Source organism: Pseudomonas sp. IPO3778 (assembly GCF_013386825.1).
Taxonomy (GTDB): Bacteria; Pseudomonadota; Gammaproteobacteria; order Pseudomonadales; family Pseudomonadaceae; genus Aquipseudomonas.
In genome coordinates this window covers 1-19,483 of the sequence record NZ_JACARC010000011.1, presented here as the reverse complement: position 1 = coordinate 19,483, position 19,483 = coordinate 1, and the positions used below count along the sequence as shown (strand labels likewise).

15 protein-coding genes are annotated in these 19,483 nt (G+C 59.9%); 8 read left to right on the top strand and 7 right to left on the bottom strand.

What is annotated here, in order from left to right; translation table 11 throughout:
- Positions 1–6 precede the first annotated feature (6 nt).
- Complete coding sequence (gene efeO, locus HX855_RS03315; RefSeq protein ID WP_177044104.1) at positions 7–825, top strand: iron uptake system protein EfeO; 819 nt, start codon at positions 7–9, stop codon at positions 823–825.
- A gap of 99 nt (positions 826–924) precedes the next feature.
- Here the strand turns inward: efeO and HX855_RS03310 are convergent, their stop codons facing one another.
- Both HX855_RS03310 and pssA read right to left on the bottom strand, forming a co-directional pair.
- A complete protein-coding gene (locus tag HX855_RS03310; protein WP_177084899.1) occupies positions 925–3,654 on the bottom strand; it encodes a hypothetical protein in 2,730 nt (909 codons plus the stop codon).
- Positions 3,655–4,117: 463 nt separating this feature from the next.
- Positions 4,118–5,461: a CDP-diacylglycerol--serine O-phosphatidyltransferase gene (gene pssA, locus HX855_RS03305; RefSeq protein ID WP_177084897.1), complete on the bottom strand. Its 1,344-nt coding sequence runs from the start codon at positions 5,459–5,461 to the stop codon at positions 4,118–4,120.
- A gap of 125 nt (positions 5,462–5,586) precedes the next feature.
- Here pssA and HX855_RS03300 point away from each other — a divergent pair, with 125 nt between their 5' ends.
- Both HX855_RS03300 and HX855_RS03295 read left to right on the top strand, forming a co-directional pair.
- Positions 5,587–6,138 (top strand): TetR/AcrR family transcriptional regulator, encoded by a 552-nt coding sequence (locus HX855_RS03300; RefSeq protein ID WP_177084895.1) that lies wholly within the window; start codon positions 5,587–5,589, stop codon positions 6,136–6,138.
- A gap of 36 nt (positions 6,139–6,174) precedes the next feature.
- On the top strand, positions 6,175–6,654 hold the full coding sequence (locus tag HX855_RS03295; protein ID WP_177084893.1) for a nuclear transport factor 2 family protein: 480 nt from the start codon (positions 6,175–6,177) through the stop codon (positions 6,652–6,654).
- A 142-nt stretch (positions 6,655–6,796) separates the two neighbouring features.
- Here the strand turns inward: HX855_RS03295 and HX855_RS03290 are convergent, their stop codons facing one another.
- Positions 6,797–7,957 carry a PQQ-dependent sugar dehydrogenase gene (locus tag HX855_RS03290; RefSeq protein ID WP_177084891.1) on the bottom strand — a complete coding sequence of 387 codons (1,161 nt, stop codon included), beginning with the start codon at positions 7,955–7,957 and terminating at the stop codon, positions 6,797–6,799.
- 30 nt (positions 7,958–7,987) lie between these two features.
- Positions 7,988–8,305, bottom strand: a complete 318-nt coding sequence (locus HX855_RS03285; RefSeq protein ID WP_177084889.1) for a hypothetical protein — start codon at positions 8,303–8,305, stop codon at positions 7,988–7,990.
- Between the two features lie 197 nt (positions 8,306–8,502).
- Between HX855_RS03285 and HX855_RS03280 the strand changes: the two genes are divergently transcribed.
- Together HX855_RS03280 and ligD are read left to right on the top strand one after the other, a co-directional pair.
- A complete protein-coding gene (locus tag HX855_RS03280) occupies positions 8,503–9,339 on the top strand; it encodes a Ku protein (RefSeq protein ID WP_177084887.1) in 837 nt (278 codons plus the stop codon).
- 11 nt (positions 9,340–9,350) lie between these two features.
- The gene (ligD, locus tag HX855_RS03275; RefSeq protein ID WP_177084885.1) at positions 9,351–11,849 is read left to right on the top strand and encodes a DNA ligase D; all 2,499 of its coding nucleotides are present in this window, start codon (positions 9,351–9,353) and stop codon (positions 11,847–11,849) included.
- 18 nt (positions 11,850–11,867) lie between these two features.
- Here ligD and lpxO read toward each other — a convergent pair whose 3' ends face one another.
- The gene (gene lpxO, locus HX855_RS03270) at positions 11,868–12,767 is read right to left on the bottom strand and encodes a lipid A hydroxylase LpxO (protein WP_177084883.1); all 900 of its coding nucleotides are present in this window, start codon (positions 12,765–12,767) and stop codon (positions 11,868–11,870) included.
- Positions 12,768–13,029: 262 nt separating this feature from the next.
- Positions 13,030–14,373: an LPS O-antigen chain length determinant protein WzzB gene (locus HX855_RS03265; protein WP_177084881.1), complete on the bottom strand. Its 1,344-nt coding sequence runs from the start codon at positions 14,371–14,373 to the stop codon at positions 13,030–13,032.
- Positions 14,374–14,772: 399 nt separating this feature from the next.
- On the opposite strand from HX855_RS03265, the gene HX855_RS03260 reads away from it, so the two are divergent.
- Positions 14,773–15,159: a TIGR03067 domain-containing protein gene (locus HX855_RS03260; protein WP_177084879.1), complete on the top strand. Its 387-nt coding sequence runs from the start codon at positions 14,773–14,775 to the stop codon at positions 15,157–15,159.
- 138 nt (positions 15,160–15,297) lie between these two features.
- On the opposite strand, the gene HX855_RS03255 is transcribed toward HX855_RS03260, so the two are convergent.
- Positions 15,298–16,110, bottom strand: a complete 813-nt coding sequence (locus tag HX855_RS03255; protein ID WP_177084877.1) for a bifunctional 2-polyprenyl-6-hydroxyphenol methylase/3-demethylubiquinol 3-O-methyltransferase UbiG — start codon at positions 16,108–16,110, stop codon at positions 15,298–15,300.
- A 315-nt stretch (positions 16,111–16,425) separates the two neighbouring features.
- On the opposite strand from HX855_RS03255, the gene HX855_RS03250 reads away from it, so the two are divergent.
- Entirely contained in the window at positions 16,426–17,664 is a 1,239-nt protein-coding gene (locus HX855_RS03250; RefSeq protein WP_177084875.1) for an MFS transporter, read from the top strand.
- 162 nt (positions 17,665–17,826) lie between these two features.
- A complete protein-coding gene (locus HX855_RS03245; RefSeq protein WP_088426621.1) occupies positions 17,827–19,416 on the top strand; it encodes an ABC-F family ATPase in 1,590 nt (529 codons plus the stop codon).
- Positions 19,417–19,483: the final 67 nt, after the last annotated feature.

Below are 19,483 nucleotides of genomic sequence, written 5' to 3'. Positions count from 1 at the left end.
CGTCCCATGAAGAAGTCGTCCCTCGCATTGTCGTTGTTAATGAGCCTTTCGCCGCTGGCCGCCTTCGCCGCCACCGCGCCGCTGGACCTGGTAGGGCCGGTGTCGGACTACAAGATCTACGTCACCGAAGAAATCGGTGAGCTGGTCACCCAGACCCAGGCGTTCACCGACGCCGTGAAAAAAGGCGACCTGGCGACCGCCAAGAAGCTGTACGCGCCCACCCGCGTTCACTATGAGTCCATCGAGCCCATCGCCGAGCTGTTCAGCGACCTCGACGCCTCGATCGACTCCCGTGTCGACGACCACGAAAAAGGCGTGAAAGCCGAAGACTTCACCGGCTTCCACCGCATCGAGTACACCCTGTTCTCCGAGAACACCACCAAAGGCCTGGACGCCCTGGCTGACAAGCTCAACAGCGACGTGCTCGACCTGAAAACCCGCGTGGACGGCCTGACCTTCCCGCCGGAAAAAGTCGTAGGCGGTGCTGCTGCCCTGCTTGAAGAAGTGGCCGCAACCAAAATCTCCGGTGAAGAAGACCGTTACAGCCACACCGACCTGTATGACTTCCAGGGCAACATCGACGGCGCGAAGAAAATCGTCGACCTGTTCCGTCCGCAGATCGAGAAGCAAGACAAGGCATTCGTTGCCAAAGTCGACAAGAACTTCGCCGCCGTGGACAAGATCCTGGCCAAGTACAAAACCAAGGATGGCGGCTTTGAGACCTACGACAAGGTCAAGGAAGCTGACCGTAAAGCCCTGGTTGGCCCGGTCAACACCCTGGCAGAAGACCTGTCGACCTTGCGTGGCAAGCTTGGCTTGAACTGATAAAACCCCTCGGGTCGCGTATTCGCATGACTGCAAAGTACGCGGCCCGGGGGCCTGCGAGCCACGTTTCAAACGCCAGCCTGAGTGGCTGGCAAGCCGTTACTCCAGGGCGCTGTCGGCCTTGAAATCTTCAAGCGGTGCCCCGGCTGGTTGACGCGTAGCCGGGTCGATCGCGTACCACTTCGACCCCTTCTGAACAGCATACACCGGGCTATTTTGACTGGTGCCTGCGCGACTCCCCGGGTATCGATTGGCAGCCTGGGTTGCAGCATTGGCGGCCAACTGATCATAGACCCCCATCCCCCACCGGCACTTTTCAAATGCCGTCGCCGCCATAAACAAGCCCTCGCCCACGGAAACCCAGTTGCCGGACAACATGGTTTTGCTGAACCTTAATGCGCTTGCGCCCGACTTCAGCACGTTGAGCGTGCCGTCCAGAGGGTTGAAGAGACTGCGCAAGAACGGTCCACTCCCCTTCAACGCGGTCATGCTGAAGGCGCGATTGCCCAAAGGAACCACGGCCTTGATGCCCTTGTAGAACGCCTTGGCGGTCACTAGCCCGCCGGTTGCCGCAAAGGAAGTAAAGTCGATCAGCAAGCCTTTGAGGCCTTCACCGATATTTCCATCGGCAATATTCACAACGCTCCCCACGAACGGGGTGAGGCTCAGAACCGTTCGCAGGTTGTCGATCGTAAACACTTTGCCGGAGTCAAAAGGAAAGCTGGATCGCTGCTCCATTTTTGTCGGCTCATTGGCATATTCCAGCAGTTGTTCTCGTCGCCCATCGAACGTGCTGTTGAGGATGGCCTCAGCGATTTGCCCGGTTTTTGTCGAAGAGAAACTGTTGGGCACATACACGGGCGCAGGGCCCGGCCATTGGGAGAGGGTCGCGAACGCCTGGCGCGTGGCCTCCTCTCGTGCGGCAAAGGCTTTTGACGCCGCCTCATAGTCACCCGGCGAATAACGTCCGTCCCGGGTCTTGGGGAAAATGCCGGCCATGATCGCCCAATCCAGCAAGGGCTTGGCCCCCAGGTCCTTGATCAGTTCCTCTTGCTCCAGTGTCGTGGCATTGAGGCGGGTGAGGTTCAGAATCTGCGTATAGTTCATTGCTCGCGAACTGCCCGCACCGGCTAGCTTTTCAGCCATTGCGCAGCCCAGGCGCATGTCGAGCCAGGCCGTGGAACCCACAGTCACTTGCCCCGGGGACAGCCTCAGTTCCTTTGGCGCCTGGAGCGAAACAGTGGGGTCCGGCCGGATCAAAAACTCGGGCGCCGCCTGTGCCAGGAACAGGTGCGCCACCAACGGCGCACTGCTTGCGCTGACGCCCTTTCGTTCCAGGTGTTTTTCAATATCGCTGCGCACTTCATCCAGCGTTCGCCCGAGGTTGTTCGGCTGATAGATGTCGTAGCCGGCAACCAGACCCGGCTTACCGGGTAGATCCGGGTCCACACTCAGCTTGAGCGCAGTGCTCAATAACTGATGACGCATGGCCCTGGACAGCGGCCGGCCGTCGGCCACTTCCGCCAACTCCAGCGCCCGGGCCATTTGCTCGGCCTTGGCCAGCGCGTCGGGGGAATCAAAAAAGGTGTGCAGCGTCAGGTCGGGTTCGGCGGCCCCGCCCGCCTTGGCCTGGGCCACTACCGCATAGCGGGCCAACCGTTCAGACACCGAGCCCGGCCCGTTGGACATCGCCTTCAACACGGGGTAATTCCCCGGTGATAGTGCTCCGGCCGTCCATGTGTAAGGTGACAGCCCCGCATAGTCACCGGCCGTGGGCGGCGGCGGCAGCTGACTGTTCAACCAGTCAACCGCGTCGCGGGTTTGCGCAACCGTGACGGGGCTGCCCAGGCAGTTAAACTCCAGTACCTGGCGCACGTCATAGGTGAAGGTGGAATAGAGCGCTTTACCTGTGTGGTTGCTCATGTCTACCAGTTGATTCAAGTCAGCGTTGAGTCGGTCAACCGCGGCCCGCTCCTGTGCATTTCCACCCGCCGAGACCTTACTGACTTCATCATCGAAAAAGCGTTTCAGGGAGATCCACTGGTTGGCTGAGTCGCGTAACTGGAGCGTACCCTCGGATATTCTGAAACCCTGATTGGCGCCGCCGAACCCGGTTTTCTCAATAAAGGCCTTGAAGGGTGGCGACGCCAAAAACTCGAGAAAGCGTTGCCGTGGTACCTGGCTTTTCTGCGCCAGGGTCGACTCAGGGGAAACGACTGCGGTTTGCTCCGACAGCTTAAGGTCGTCGCCCTCACGCTTGCCGTTGAGCAGCGTCTTCAACTGAACGGCCAGACCTGAACGCCCTTCCCTGTCGGTGTTCCGCTGTGAGCATTGCGCGAGCTGCTGAGCCCACTGAATTCTTTTATCGTCGGAAATAACCGGCCAGCCGCTGGTTTTGAGCTGCTCGCCAAGTACCTTGCTCGCGGTAGGGTCGTTAGGAATAACGACCCCGTAAAAGTCCAGAATCGTATCAACATGATTAAAACTTCCGGTGCTGGCATCCGGCAGCAGAATGCCGATATCGCTCGGGCTTAACATTTTTTGGGTAGCCCGCACCTTCGCACTGACCTCCCACCAGCCAGAACCATCCGTGGTCGAAAACTGCGCCTGTACCTCCTGGCCGTCACGCACGACCACCCCTTCGACCCTGTCGCTGTACACCCGCACGGTCGATAGATTCAGGTGTTTCGACTTAAACCATGCCTGCACCTGCGGGTCGCCTACGGCCGTGCGGTAAGCGCCCACAAAGGGTTCGATAGAGGCATTTTCGGGAATGGGTTGCGCCCTGAGTTTGCCGGTAGTCAGCCAGTGAGTGAGGTTTTTCTGCAACCTGCCGTCTGCTTGTCTGGCCTGCTCCAGAGACGGTATGCCATTGCCTCCCGGAGAAACCCCCGTGACGTCCTGCGGTGATGCCTGATTCAGTGACACCTGCCTTAACTGACTGCGAGGCAGGCGTTTTCCTTGGTGCTCAGACGGTGTACCTGACGAAGGATCAGAGGGTACAAGCGATAGCGAGGGTTGGGAGAGGGGCTCAGTCAACGGCGTTGCTTGAGCCTGCGGGGTCTGCACCGGGGCCGAAGGCGCGCTGGGGGTTCTTGCGGTATTGCTTGATACGTTTATCGACACGTTAAGTTCTCTTCACCGATGAAAATGGCAAGAGTTCCCGTCCTTAAGAACCGTCAACAGAGAAACTACAAGGCGAATAACGTCCGGCGAATAGGCAAAGTCCCAAGTGTCGAATCGGGTGCAGTGCTTGAGTCGTTGGCCGGCTGCCGGGCAACCGACCTGAGGTTTACAGAATACGGTAAAGCAACCGCTCAATCCGCACCCGGCTGACCCGGCGCAAAAACTTGCCGACGGCCGCCGGGTACTCCACCAGTGTTTCCAACTGCTGATAGCGCTCGATACGCGTGGTGTGCTGGAAAATCTGTGCCAGTTCAGTACGCCGTGGCCCTACCCATTCACCCTTGGGGTCATCGATCAGCAAGGCGTTTTCCAGGTCGAGGCGAAACGCTCGCGGGTTGATGTTGTTGCCGGTCAGCAAGGTGTAGCGCTGGTCGACCCACATGCCCTTGAGGTGATAGGTGTTGTCGCCGTCGCGCCACAGGTGCAGGTTCAACTGGCCGCTGTCGATCATGCGCTGGTGGCGCTTGGCAAAGCGTCGCAGGCTGATTTCGTAAAGGTAGGGCAGCGCTGCGATGACCTTGAACGGTTCGCTTGGCGGGATGTAGAAGTCGTTGGCGGTCTTGTCGCCGACGATGATGTCGATCTTCACCCCGCGCGCCAGGGCGCGGTTGATTTCCCGCGTCACCGGCAGCGGCAGGTTGAAGTACGGCGTGCAGATGGTCAGTTGGTGCTGGGCACTGGCGATCAGTTCGCAGATCACCCGGCTCAGGGGGTTGTTCTTGCACACGCCCAGCAACGGGCTGACCGACAGGTTGCCGTTGGGCAACTGCCCCGCCGTGGTGTCGTACACCGCGTGTTTGAGGCGGCTGCGCAGGTCGCCGATGTCGTTGCGCAGGCTGCGGGTGGTCGGTGGGTTGGGCAGGTCCAGGCGATGCACGGCCTTGGCGGCCACCAGGCCGTGCTCCACCAGGTGCTGCATCGAGTCGGCCAGGGCCTTGTTGTGGATCAGGTGGTAGCGGTCATAACGGTATTTGTCGAACTTGTGCAGGTACACGTTATTCAGGCTGGCACCGCTGTACAGCACGCTGTCGTCGATCACAAAGCCCTTGAGGTGCAGCACGCCGAACAGTTCGCGGGTTTGCACCGGCACACCGTAAATCGGCACTTGGGTGCCGTGGGACTCGGTCATGGCCTGGTACCAGGCACTGTTGCCCGGTTGCTTGCCGGCCCCGATCAAGCCGCGCTGGGCCCGCAACGAGTCGACCACCACCACGATATCCAGCCCGGGCCGTTTGGCCTTGGCGGCGTGTAACGCGTCGTAGATCTCTTGCCCCGCCTCATCCTGCTGCAGGTACAGCGCCACGATGTAGATGCGCTGGGTAGCCTGGGAAATTTTCTCCAGCAGGCAGCGGCGGTACTCGGCCGCGCCGGACAGCACCTCGATAGCGTCGGGAGCGATAGGAAAACCGCGCAGCTTGGGCAACAGGGAACGTTTGAATAACGACGGCATAGGGCTCGCAAGGGGTCGAATCCGAAGGACTCGAGAGCTTACACCATGGGGTGGCTCAGGTCTTCCCGCCCAGAGTTAAAAATAATTAATTGACCAAGGAGAACGATCGTTCTACTGTGGTTAACATGAACGATATTACTCGCGACATCATCCTCGACGTTACCGAAAAGTTGATCTACCGGAACGGCATCGCCGCCACCGGCATGGACCTTCTGGTGAAGACCGCCGGCGTCTCTCGAAAGAGCGTCTACCGCTATTTTGCCAATAAGGACGAACTGGTGATCGCTGCCTTGCAACGCCGTGACGAACGCTGGATGCACTGGCTGCGCACCGAGGTGGAACGCCATGCAACCAGCGGCGAGCGGCTGTTGGGCCTGTTCAGTGCACTGAAGACCTGGTTCGGCTCCGACGACTTTCGCGGTTGCGCCTTCATCAACACCAGCGGCGAAACCGGCGACCCGCAAGACCCCGTGCGCCTGCTGGCCAAGGCCCATAAACAGAAACTGTTCGAGTACGCCCTCGAACTGTGTCGAGCACATGGCACCCCCGAGCCGGAACGCCAGGCCGCGTACCTGCTGATCCTGATGGATGGCGCCATTACCGTCGCCCTGGTGATGGGCGATTTAACCGCTGCTGATAACGCGCACGCCATGGCGCGAACCTTATTGCAACTTTGACCCCACTGTTACTTCAACGTGTTCAGGAGCCGTCCCATGTCAACCAACGCAGAAATACGCCCACCGTTGCCGCCCTTCACCCGCGAATCGGCGATTGAAAAGATCCGCCTGGCCGAAGACGGCTGGAACTCCCGGGACCCGCAACGGGTATCCCTGGCTTATACCCTGGATACCCAATGGCGCAACCGTGCCGAGTTCGCCCATAACCGCGAAGAAGCCAAGGGTTTCCTGACCCGTAAATGGGCCAAGGAACTGGATTACCGGTTGATCAAGGAATTGTGGGCGTTTACCGGCAACCGCATTGCGGTGCGCTACGCCTATGAATGGCATGACGACTCCGGCAATTGGTTCCGCTCCTACGGCAACGAGAATTGGGAGTTTGACGAGAATGGGTTGATGGCGAACCGGTTTGCCTGCATCAACGACCTGCCGATCAAGGAAAGCGAACGCAAGTTCCACTGGCCGCTGGGGCGGCGTCCGGATGAGCATCCGGGCTTGTCGGAGCTGGGGTTGTAGGCCTGACGCTGCGCACCTGTGGGAGCGGGCTTGTGTGGGAGCGGTCTTGCTCGCGAAGGCGGTGGTTCAGTCAACCAATTCAGCGACTGACACACCGCCTTCGCGAGCAAGCCCGCTCCCACAGGGGTATTTGCAGTGTCCGCTAGTCTTGGTTCAACCCCACCCGGTACAACACACCGTTATCTTCATCCGTCAGCACATACAGGTAGCCATCCGGTCCCTGGCGTACATCGCGGATTCGCGCCTTCAAGCCGTCCAGCAGACGCTCTTCGTGGATGACCTTGTCACCATCGAACTGCAAGCGAATCAACTCCCGGCTCACCAGCGCCCCAATAAACACGTTGTGCTGCCACGCCTTGAAACGGTCGGCATCGTAGAACGCCATGCCGCTCACCCCCGGGGATTTCTCCCAGACGTGGTGCGGCGGCACAGTGCCTTCAGCGGTCTTGCCCTTCGCCTCCGGAATGGGCGTCAGGGAATAGTTAATGCCATGGGTCGCCAGCGGCCAGCCGTAATTTTTCCCACGCTCGATGATGTTGATTTCATCTCCACCACGGGGGCCATGTTCGTTTTCCCACAGCGTGCCGCTCCAGGGGTTCAGTGCGGCGCCTTGAGGGTTTCGCTGGCCGTAGGACCAGATCTCCGGCCTTACGCCTTCCTGGCCCACGAAGGGGTTGTCTTCCGGCACACGGCCGTCAGGGAAGATTCGCACCACTTTGCCTTGCAGCTTGTCCAGGTCCTGGGCGGTGGGCCGATCGTTGTTCTCTCCCAGGGTCACGAACAGGTATCCGTCGCGGTCAAACACCAGCCGCGAGCCGAAGTGATTGCCCGTGGACAGCTTGGGCTCCTGGCGCAGGATCACCTTGAAGTCCTGGAGGCCGCTGCGGTCATCGCTCAAGCGCCCGCGCCCCACCGCCGTACCGGCGGTGCCATTCTTGCCGCCGCCCTCGGCGTAAGACAGATACACCAGGCGATCCTCTTTGAAGTCTGGCGACAGCACCACGTCCAGCAAGCCGCCCTGCCCCTTGGCAAACACCTTCGGCACGCCAGTCAGCGGCGCAGAGAGCTTGCCGTCCGGGCTGACGAAGCGCAGGTTCCCGGGCCGCTCGGTGACCAGGAAGCCTTGTTTGTCCGGCAGGAACGCCACCGCCCACGGGTGGTCCAGGCCCTTGGCGATCGGGGTGACGGTGATACTCCCCTGTTCGCTGGGGAATTGTTGGGTGTCGGCGGCCGAAACGGGCAGCGCGAGAGGCAGCAAGGCAGCGGCGCAGAAGGTCGCCAGAAGGGTTTTACGTAGCAACATACGGTGGGTTTCCTTGTCGTCTTTACACACTCAATCGCCGCGATTGCCATTGGCGTCGCGCGTGGGGGCTTTGGGCTGGATCGCCGGCGGGGTCTGCGCGCCGTCGCGGCGCTGGACACTGTTGCCGATGCCGCCGTTTTGCAGGGTGGGCGGCCGTTGGGCCGGCGGGATAAAGGTGCCCCGCGCAGCCGGCGCGTTGGGCTGGGTGCCCTGCATGCTGTTGGGGTTGGCCTGGTGAATCGGGCCGTTGTAGGGGTTGTTGCTGCCAGGCAGGTTTTGCGCCTGTGCCAGCGAACTCAAGGCCAGGCCCAACGTCAATACGGCAAGGTTACGCAAACGGGTGTTCATGACAAAGCCTCTCTGGGCGCGAGTAATACGTGCTTTCGATAACACGCTACGCCTTGGGTTCGGCTTTGGTAACTAAATAGTTTCTCATTAGGTGTAACACGATCTGTCTAAAACCCCACCGCCAACCGGCTATCCAGGGAAACTTTTGCCGAACCTGCCGTGTCACCTGAAGACTCACACCGTGCAGGAAAATCGACATGCCAAGGGCTATCTGGAAAGGCGCAATCAGTTTCGGCTTGGTGCACATCCCGGTGTCGCTGGTCTCGGCAACGTCCTCCCAGGGCGTCGACTTCGACTGGCTGGACAAGCGCAGCATGGACCCGGTGGGTTACAAGCGCATCAACAAGGCCACCGGCAAGGAAGTCACCAAAGACAATATCGTCAAGGGCGTGGCCTACGAGAAAGGCCGCTACGTGATCCTCAGCGAAGACGAAATTCGCTCGGCCCACCCCAAGTCCACCCAGACCATCGAAATCATCGCGTTTGTGGCCAGCGATCAAATCCCGCTGCAGAACATTGACACCCCCTACTTCCTGGCGCCCGACAAGCGCGGCGGCAAGGTCTACGCGCTGCTGCGGGAAACCCTGAAAAAAACCCGCAAGGTGGCCCTGGCCAACGTGGTGCTGCACACCAAGCAACACCTGGCAGCGCTGATGCCGCTGGAGTCGGCGCTGGTGCTGGTCATGCTGCGCTGGCCCGCCGAAGTGCGTGGCCTGGACGAACTGGAACTGGGCAGCGGCGTGACCAAGCCGACCCTGGCCAAGGGCGAGTTGGACATGGCCAAGCGGCTGGTGGAAGACATGAGCGCCGACTGGCAGCCCGACGAGTACCGCGACAGCTTCCAGGACAAGATCATGGCGTTGGTGGCGAAGAAGGCCAAGGCCGGCAAGATCGAAGACGTGGAATCCGGCGAGGGCGTGGATGAGCGCAAATCTGCCGACGTGATTGATTTGACGGAACTGCTCAAACGCAGCCTGGCCGGTAAAAGCCCGGCGAAGAAACCCGCCGCGAAAAAATCCCGCAAGGCTTCATGAGGTAGACCGCCATGGCCAAGCCCCTGAGTGAATACAACGCCAAGCGCGACTTCGAGGTAACCGCCGAACCTGCCGGCAGCGCGCCTCGCGGCCGGAACCGGGCGCAGGCGTTAACCTTCGTGATTCAAAAACATGATGCACGCAACCTGCATTACGACTTGCGCCTGGAACTCGATGGCGTGCTCAAAAGCTGGGCGGTGCCCAAGGGCCCGAGCCTCGACCCGAGCCAGAAGCGCCTGGCGGTACAGGTGGAAGACCACCCCTTGGGCTACGGCAGTTTCGAGGGCAGCATCCCGGCCGGTCAATACGGGGCCGGCGATGTGATCGTGTGGGATCGCGGCGTGTGGCAACCCCACGACGACCCGCGCAAAGCCTACGCAGCCGGCAAGCTGAAATTCACCCTGATCGGCGAAAAGCTCGCCGGCGACTGGACGCTGGTGCGTACCCGCCTCAAGGGCAGCGGCGATAAGGAGCAATGGCTGCTGATCAAGGAAAACGATCAACAGGCGCGCCCGGTGGCTGACTACGATGTGGTCCAGGCCGAGCCGAAAAGCGTGCTGAGCGATGCGACCGTGGGACGTGCGAAAAAGCCCGCAGCACCGAAGAAAACCACCCGCAAACTTTCAACCGCCCTGCCCGACCAGTTCACGCCACAGTTGGCAACACTGGTGGACCGTGCGCCGGACGGCGATTGGGTCTACGAGATCAAATTCGACGGCTATCGGATCCTCGCGCGCATTCAAGGAGGTGAGGTGCGGCTGTTCACCCGCAATGGCCATGACTGGACCGATCGCCTGCCGCGCCAGGCCAAGGCCCTGGAGGCCCTGAAACTCAAGGACAGCTGGCTCGACGGCGAGGTCGTCAGCCTGAACGCCGAGGGTTTGCCGGACTTCCAGGCGTTGCAAAACGCCTTTGATATCGGCCGCAGCCTGGACATCGTCTATTACCTGTTTGACGCGCCGTTTCTCCAGGGCCGCGACCAGCGGGAGGCGCCCGTGGAAGAACGTCGCGCCGCGCTGAAGGACGCATTGGCCCGCAGCCGAAGCAAGCTGTTGCGCTTCTCCGAATCCTTTGCCGCCAACCACCGGGACATCTTCGAAAGCGCCTGTGACCTGGCCCTGGAGGGCGTGATCGGCAAACGGACCGGCAGCCCTTACGTCTCCAGCCGCAGCCCGGACTGGGTCAAGCTCAAGTGCCGGCTGCGCCAGGAGTTCGTGATCGTCGGTTTCACTCGCCCGCAGGGTTCACGCAGCGGGTTTGGCGCGCTGTTGCTGGCCGTCAATGACGAGACCGGCCTGGTGTATGCCGGGCGCGTGGGAACGGGGTTTGATCAAGCTGCGCTGAAAAAAATCAGCGCACAGCTGAAGGCGCTGGAGCGCGAGGCTTCACCACTGGCCAAACCGCTGACCAGTGCCCAGGCGCGAGGCGTGCATTGGGTTGAACCGCAGTTGGTGGGCGAAGTGCACTTTGCCGAATGGACCCGCGAAGGCGTGGTGCGCCAGGCAGCCTTTGTCGGGCTGCGCAGCGACAAGCCGGCGGAGCAGATCGTTCACGAGCAGCCGCGGGCGGCCAAGTCGCTGAAGGAAAAACCGCGCAAAAAGACCGCTGAAACCGGCGCCGTGGCGGGCGTCAGGGTTACCCATCCCGACCGGGTCATCGACGTTCAAAGCGGCACCCAAAAACTTCAGTTGGCGCAGTTCTACGAGGGCATCAGCACGTGGATCCTGCCCTTTTTACGCCACCGACCCGTGTCCTTGCTGAGGGCGCCGGAAGGTATCGCGGGCGAGCCGTTTTTCCAGAAGCATGCCGAGCGCCTGGCGATTCCGCATATCAAACAATTGGACCAGGCCCTGGACCCGGGCCATGCACGGCTGATGGAGATAGACAGCGCGGCCGCGCTGATCGGTGCCGTGCAAATGGGCACCGTTGAGCTACATACCTGGGGCGCCACCGCTGACAAGATCGAAACCCCCGACCTGTTTGTGCTCGACCTTGACCCGGACCCGGCGTTGCCGTGGAAAAGCATGGTGGAGGCGGCGCAACTGACCTTGTCAGTGCTGGATGAGTTGGGGCTGGATGGGTTCGTCAAGACCAGCGGCGGCAAAGGCCTGCACCTGGTGGTGCCGCTGGCGCGCCGGGACGATTGGGACACGGTGAAAGCCTTTGCCAAAGCGATCGCCCAGTTCATGACCCAACAACTGCCGGAACGTTTTACCGCGACCTCCGGCCCGAAAAATCGCGTCGGCAAGATCTTTATCGACTACCTGCGCAACGCCCGAGGCGCCAGTACGGTGGCGGCCTACTCGGTGCGCGCGCGGCCGGGCCTGCCGGTGTCGGTGCCGGTGAGTCGCGATGAGTTGAAGCGTTTGCACGGCGCCCAGCAGTGGACGGTAGCCAATCTGCATGAACGCTTGCAGGGGATGACGAAGGACCCGTGGGCGGGCTATGCCAACCGGCAGAAAATCAGCAAGAAGATGTGGGACAAGCTGGGAGCGCATCCGCCAGGCTGATGCGCTCCGCTGAGAGATTCAGATCAGGATGAAGATCAGCGCCAAGCCGGCGAAGATCGCCCACTTTTCCAGGTAGTAACGCGCGCGGTTGCGTTTCTTCAGTTCCTTGCCCCGCAGGCGGATCTTGTACAGGCGGGTAAAGGCGCGGTTCAACCCACCGGTCTTGTCACCGGCATCGTTGGGCGAACCGGCCGCCGCCATCACGTTGCGGCTGAACCAGCGGTTGAAGGCAGCGGCCCAGCGGTACTTCATCGGGCGTTCGATATCGCAGAACAAAATGATGCGGTTCTGCTGCGTGGTGTTTTCGGCGTAGTGGATGAAGGTTTCGTCGAACATCACCGGCTCGCCGTCGCGCCAGAAGTAGTTTTCACCGTCCACGTTGATGTAGCAGCCCGGGTCATTCGGCGTGTCCAGGCCCAGGTGGTAACGGTAGGAACCGGCGTAAGGGTCACGGTGGCGTACCAGCTTGGAGCCCGGCGGCAGCTCGGCAAACATCGCGGCCTTGATCGAACCGATGCTTTGCACCAGTTCAGTGGTGCGCGGGCACAGCTTCATCGCCGAAGGATGGCTGTCGCCGTACCACTTCAAATAGAAGCGCTTCCAGCCCGACTTGAAGAACGAGTTGAAACCCACGTCGTTATATTGGTCAGAGCGCTTGATCTCGCCGGCGCGCAGCAGGTTCTGGCCTTCCAGGCGAATCTCTTCCCAATGTTCCTGGAGCGGGCTCAGGTCTGGAAAGTCACTGGGGGACAGGTAGGGTCGGCTGGGCAGCTTGGAAAACAGGTAGAGAAAGCAGTTCACCGGCGCCAGGAAGGTCGAGTGATCGCTGAGCTGACGGCCCAGCTTGTGTCGCACCCGGCCACGCAGGTGAACGTACGCAATAGAGAGAACGTAGAGAGCAACAATAATGAGTTTCAAGGTATTCGTCACAAGTCAGAAGAGAACAGGCTGCTCCTGCGTGCCCACGACGGCCGAGGATTGAAGATGCAGCACCTGAAATCACAATTCACAAACAGGCAACACGACGGGCTGGGTGACAATCCGGTCATGGCCATTGATAGCTATTTTAGCCACACTTTGTAACCAAAGGTTAATCAAGAATTGTGAAAAGGTGTCCATTGACTGTGCGAGTAAGAGCGGGAGCGGACTTGCCTGGCGGCAAGCCCGAAGGCTGTCGGCCTTAAATGTGCGGTTCGTCATCCTTGCGTGGACGCTGAGAGAGTCGAGGGTCATCCTGCAGCGAATAAGGCACGGCTTCACGGCGACCCAGGATTAATTGGCGACCCAACGCCGTCACTACACCCAGCATCAAGCCCACAATGAGGCTCAACACGATGACCAGTACCTTTTTAGGTTTGATCGGCTCCAGTGGCTCCTGAGCACGGCGGTCAATGGTGACCAGTTTCAGGCCACTCATGTCGATATTGAGACCCCGCAACCGCGCGACTTCCGCGCGTAACGGTTCAACATCCTGCAAGAAAATGTCTTCATTACCGCGCTTTTTCAGCACTTCCACTTCGCGGTTAACCTCGAGCATCTGCAACTCTTTACCAATTTGTGCAATGCGGCTGTTGGTAAAGTCGTCGTTCGTACGCGCCTGCAAGGCCGTGCGCTCCGCCTCAAGCGCCTCCGTACCCAGGAAATACAGCGGAATCTTCTGATTATTGACCTCGGTGCGCATCACTTGATTCGAGCCACCACGGGAGGCATCCGCCATCGACGAGGGGGTCGTCGGTGTCTTGATGCCCATCGACTTGGCGATGGAAATGGCCTCGGCCAGCTCCTGCAGCCGGTCCGTTCGCTCCATCTTCATCTGTAAGCGCAGGGCAACCAACTCGTCCCCCAATTGGGCCCGCTTAAGCCTGTCGGCTTCAAGCAGCTTGGCAATCTTCGATTCCTTTTCGGTTTCGTAGTTGGAACGCGCCGCGTCAATCTTGCCCTTGAGTTCGTTCAGGCGGTTATTGACGATCACCTTCAGGTCTGCACCGACCTGGGCACGTTCCAAATTGATGGCGTAATCCACAAAACCGTTGAGAATCGCCACACCATCGATGTCTTTCGGGTATTGCAACTCAAGCCGGATATAACTGCTGAGGGAGTCGGCTTTTTTCGGGTCAGGCAGGCTCAGGTTGATGGAGTTGCGGTTGAACTCTTCGAAACTCTGCTCCAGGCTTTGCCCGGGCTTCTGGACCGCCTTGAACAGCTCCTCATGGGATTTGAAGAACCCCAGGCGGGCTTCGTAGGAGTCCAGTTGTGCCCCCACTTTGTTCAGGGCATCGGCCGGGGGCAGCTTATAGACTTCGGAGCGGTTCAGCGCATCCAGTTCGTTGATGGCGGCGGGACGCAGCACGCTGCTGACTTGATATTCCCGCGGTGCCAGAAATGCATACCCAACGCCCAGGACACCCGCCAGAATCGTGCATCCAAGCACTAATTTTTTTTGCCGCCAGATGCCGTGACACAACTCAAACAGATCAATTTCATCCGATGCTGTATGAGCCTGGAACCGAGGAGTTTTATTCAAAACGGATGCACCTTAAAAAAGTCGACAGTCAACGGCCGCACATATTCATGAAATGCTGAATAACCGCGTGAAAAAGAGGGACAACGCCCTCGACACACAACACATACGGTCTAACGATGGTCATCGGACCACCCCGACCCCGGAAAAGTCCCACATAATTGAAGATTGTTTTCATTCAGATACTTAGGGGTCATTCCCGATGCGCTGAGCGTAGACCAGCTTGTAAACATCCGTGTCTGAAGCTGGGCATAAAATAGCCTTAACTACCCGAGACTATTAGGAAAATTCGGACACAATATTAAGAATTCAGACAATTCTCACAAAATCGGTTCAGCTAATCCTTCAGACATGGCTAACCCAGGGCATTGACTGGCCGTTTTTAATCAAAAAGGAGTTTGTATGACGTATGTTTCAAAGGATGATCTCCACGCGCTCCAGGGAACCTGGGAACAAACCGCATTGGAAGACAGTGGCGTACTCAACCCTGCCGATGAGCACAGCGCGCCCGGCGCCATCACCACCATCAGCGGCAGCCAGTTCAAGGTCGTTACACCTGGCGGCGAGGTGTTGCTGGCGGGCAGCTTTACCCTGGACCCTGCTACCACGCCCAAGAGCATTACCTGGGTAGACTCCATGGGCGATGATGCCGGCAAGCAGTTGCCGGCCAGTTATCAGCTGGAGGGTGACCATTTCGTGTTTATTGCCGCCGACGAAGGCATGCCCCGGCCCACCCGTTTCAGCACGGGCCCGGGGCAAACCATGCGGACCTTCGTCCGCAGAGGCTGACCGGAGGGGCCATCCGTTCCTGCGACATGGTTTTCACATGGCCTTCACTTCTCCACCTATAGGGTGAAGGCTACCTACTCCAGTGAACACCTTGGCCCGCCGTCCTCGCGGGCTTTTTTTTGCCTGCCTGGCAGCCAGTCAGGCCGGGCGTTTAATGGCGGTGAGGGTGTAGCACAGCGGCAATTGCGCCGGCTGGTTTTCATACGGGTCGTACAGCGCCTCGCGGTTGGAGTGCGCAAACTCCTGCAGATGGCTGATCTGCAGCCCGGCGGCGATGGCCCCGCTGACGATCTGCCCCAGGGTGTGCACGAACCAATAGGAGGCAGCCGCAACACCTTCGGTATCGCCCTCGTAGACAATGGCCTCTTGCTGCACGAACGGCTCGCGCCGGAAGTACGAACTCGCCGGCAACATCGGGTTGGGCGCCGTCGGGTCAAACACTTCCAGGAACGGATGGGTTTCGTAGATCACCAGGCTGCCGCCGGGCTTCAGGCTGCTGGCGACGTGGGCCATGAACAGCGCGATGTCCGGCATCCAGTTCAGCACGCCGATGGTGATCAAGGCGATATCAAAGCGTTCGGTCAGCCCGCGGGGCAAATGGTGAATGTCGGCCTCGATGAACTCGGCATTGTGGGGCGAAGCCTCGGCCAGTTCGCGAGCTTGTTGCAGAAAGGCTTCAGACTGATCGATCCCCACCACCGTGCGCGCGCCCAACCCGAACAACGACAGGCTTTCACGGCCATTGTTGCAGCCCAGTTGCACCACATCCTTGCCATTGACACCGACCTTGAGCAGCAATGCGGTCAAGGTCGGATCCAGGCGCGAGAAACCGGGCTTGGCGACATCCTCAAGCAAGGCTTTCCAGTTGGCGGTGTTTTTGTGCAGCCTGGCGGATTCGTTCCAGGCGTGCTTGTTGCTGGAGATAGCCTCTTGGGCTGACAGCACGTCCATTTGCGTCTCCAAAACGTTCTAATTGTTGCGAAAAAGGAAGCTCGCCCTACACCAACAGCCTCGCCATCCCTGAACCGGTAAAGAGCCGTCGCTGTAGGGCGAACGGACGAAAAATAAGCCACGTTTATTGGATGTTCAACTGTTAACCATAAAATTCACTGAGAAAACGTTGGTTTGCGCTATTTTTCGATGCAATTATCCCACCGTTGTAGATGTTTCTACCTCTGAGAGCGCCGGGGATCGACTCAGACGCCAGAACTATCCCTTCACGCCACGGGTCACTATCGCTACCGACCTCTTGCTCGAAGACCTGCCATGGCCACTCGCTCTGACCTGCGCAATACCTTGTCCCTGGACAGCCTGAATTTCTTCCTCGCGGATGTCCGTGACGGGCTGGGGCCTTACCTGGCGATTTACCTGCTGGCCGTGCATCACTGGGACCCCGCCAGCATCGGCGTGGTCATGACCCTCGCCGGCATCGCGGCCCTGCTGACGCAAACACCCGCCGGGGCGCTGATTGACCGAACCCGCAGCAAGCGGGCGGTGATTGCGATTGCCGCGCTGTTGGTGACTGCCTGCTGCCTGGCCCTGCCCTTCGTCAGTTCTTTCAGCCTGGTAGCGTTGACCCAGGCTGCCAGCGCAGCGGCGGCCTCGGTGTTCGCACCGGCCATCTCGGCGATCTCCCTTGGCATCACCGGCCCCCGCGCCTTCACCCGCCGCACCGGCCGCAATGAAACCTTCAACCACGCAGGCAACGCGGTGGCGGCCCTCCTCGCCGGCGGGTTCGCTTATCTGTTTGGCCCGGTGGCGGTGTTCTATCTGATGGCGGTGATGGCGGTATCCAGTGTGATTGCGGTCAGTTGCGTGTCGGCCAAGGCGATCGACCACGACGTGGCGCGGGGCTTCGACCCTGCCCACGGCGTCGAACACGAACAACCTTCGGGAATGTCCGTACTGCTGGCGAATAAACCTCTGCTGCTGTTTGCCATCTGCTGCGCGCTGTTTCACCTGGCCAACGCGGCGATGTTGCCGCTGGTCAGCCAGAAGCTGTCGCAGATCAACCTGCAGATGGCCACGCCACTGACCTCGGCGTGTATTGTCGCGGCCCAACTGGTGATGGTGCCGGTGGCCTGGCTGGTGGGCGTCAAGGCCGACGTGTGGGGGCGCAAGCCACTGCTGCTCGCCGGCTTCATGATCCTGCCCCTGCGGGGCGTGCTGTATACGCTGTCCAATGACCCCTATTGGCTGGTTGCGGTACAGATGCTCGACGGGGTCGGGGCCGGAGTGTTCGGCGCGCTGTTTCCAGTGATTGTCAAAGACCTGACCCAGGGCACCGGGCGCTTCAATGTGAGCCTGGGGGCGCTGTCCACGGTATTCGGCCTGGGAGCGGCCCTGAGCAGCAGCCTGGCGGGTTTTGTCGTGCAGTGGGCGGGTTACAACGCGGCTTTCCTGACCCTGGCGGGTGTGGCCGCGGTTGCATTGGGGCTGTTGTGGCTGGCGATGCCGGAGACTCGGGTGAATCCATCCTCGCAGCGCCATACAACTCCCGCCTGACATATGCGACAATGCGCGCCAAATTCCAACATGCACCCCATTTTTCTGCTCAGCGACTGGGCCCACGCCTGGCTGTCGCTGCCGACGTATGCCCGTTGGCCTGGGCCCCAAAATGGGCCCGGCCCAAATTAGCGCACCTCAAGCTATTGATAGGTAAAGTAATTGATCTCCACAGCTAACATCACCATGCAGTTCGGCGCCAAGCCGCTATTTGAGAACGTTTCGGTCAAGTTCGGCGCTGGCAACCGTTATGGCTTGATCGGTGCCAACGGTTGCGGCAAGTCGACCTTCATGAAAATTCTCGGTGGTGACCTCGACCCATCGGGTGGCCAGGTCATGCTGGAGCCGAACGTACGCCTGGGTAAACTGCGCCAGGACCAGTTCGCCTACGAAGAATTCAGCGTGCTCGACACCGTGATCATGGGTCACGAAGAGCTGTGGAAGGTCAAGGCCGAGCGCGACCGCATCTACTCGCTGCCGGAAATGACCGAAGACGACGGCATGGCCGTGGCCGAGCTGGAAACCGACTTCGCCGAGATGGACGGCTACACCGCCGAATCCCGCGCCGGTGAATTGCTGCTGGGCCTGGGTATCGGCATCGAGCAGCACAACGGCCCGATGAGCGAAGTGTCGCCAGGCTGGAAGCTGCGCGTGTTGCTGGCCCAGGCACTGTTTTCCGATCCGGAAGTGTTGCTGCTCGACGAGCCGACCAACCACCTGGACATCAACACCATCCGCTGGCTGGAAAACATCCTGACCCAACGTTCGAGCCTGATGATCATCATCTCTCACGACCGTCACTTCCTGAACAGCGTCTGCACCCACATGGCCGACCTGGACTACGGCGAGCTGCGCCTGTTCCCGGGCAACTACGACGAATACATGACCGTGGCGACCCAGTCCCGCGAGCAACTGCTGTCGGACAACGCCAAGAAGAAAGCCCAGATCTCCGAGCTGCAATCGTTCGTCAGCCGCTTCTCGGCCAACGCCTCGAAAGCCAAGCAGGCCACTTCCCGCGCCAAGGCGATCGACAAGATCCAGCTGGCCGAAGTCAAGCCGTCGAGCCGCGTCAGCCCGTTCATCCGCTTTGACCAGACCAAGAAGCTGCACCGCCAGGCGGTCATCGTCGATCGCATGGCCAAAGGCTTTGACGGCAAGCCGCTGTTCAAGGACTTCAGCTTCCAGGTTGAAGCCGGCGAGCGCGTGGCGATCATCGGCCCGAACGGTATTGGCAAGACCACTCTGCTGCGTACCCTGGTCAACGAACTGACCCCGGACGCGGGCACTGTGAAGTGGACCGACGCGGCCGAGCTGGGCTACTACGCCCAGGACCACGCTTCGGACTTCGAAGACGAATCCAACCTGTTCGACTGGATGGGCCGCTGGACCAAGGAAGGCGAGCAAGTGGTTCGCGGTACTTTGGGCCGCATGCTGTTCTCCAACGACGAGATCCTGAAGTCGGTGAAGGTGATTTCCGGTGGTGAGCAAGGCCGCATGCTGTTCGGCAAGTTGATCCTGCAAAAGCCGAACGTGCTGATTATGGATGAGCCGACCAACCACTTGGACATGGAATCCATCGAAGCGCTGAACCTGGCGCTGGAGAACTATCCGGGCACGCTGATCTTTGTCAGCCATGACCGGGAGTTTGTGTCGTCGCTGGCGACCCGGATTATTGAGCTGAGCCCAAGTGGGGTGATCGACTTCAGCGGTACTTATGACGATTACCTGCGTAGTCAGGGTGTGGTTTTCTAAGCACTGCGATTGAGTTGGAATGTGAAAGCCCCGTCCGGTGTGATGGGGCTTTTTTTTGGTTCTTCAC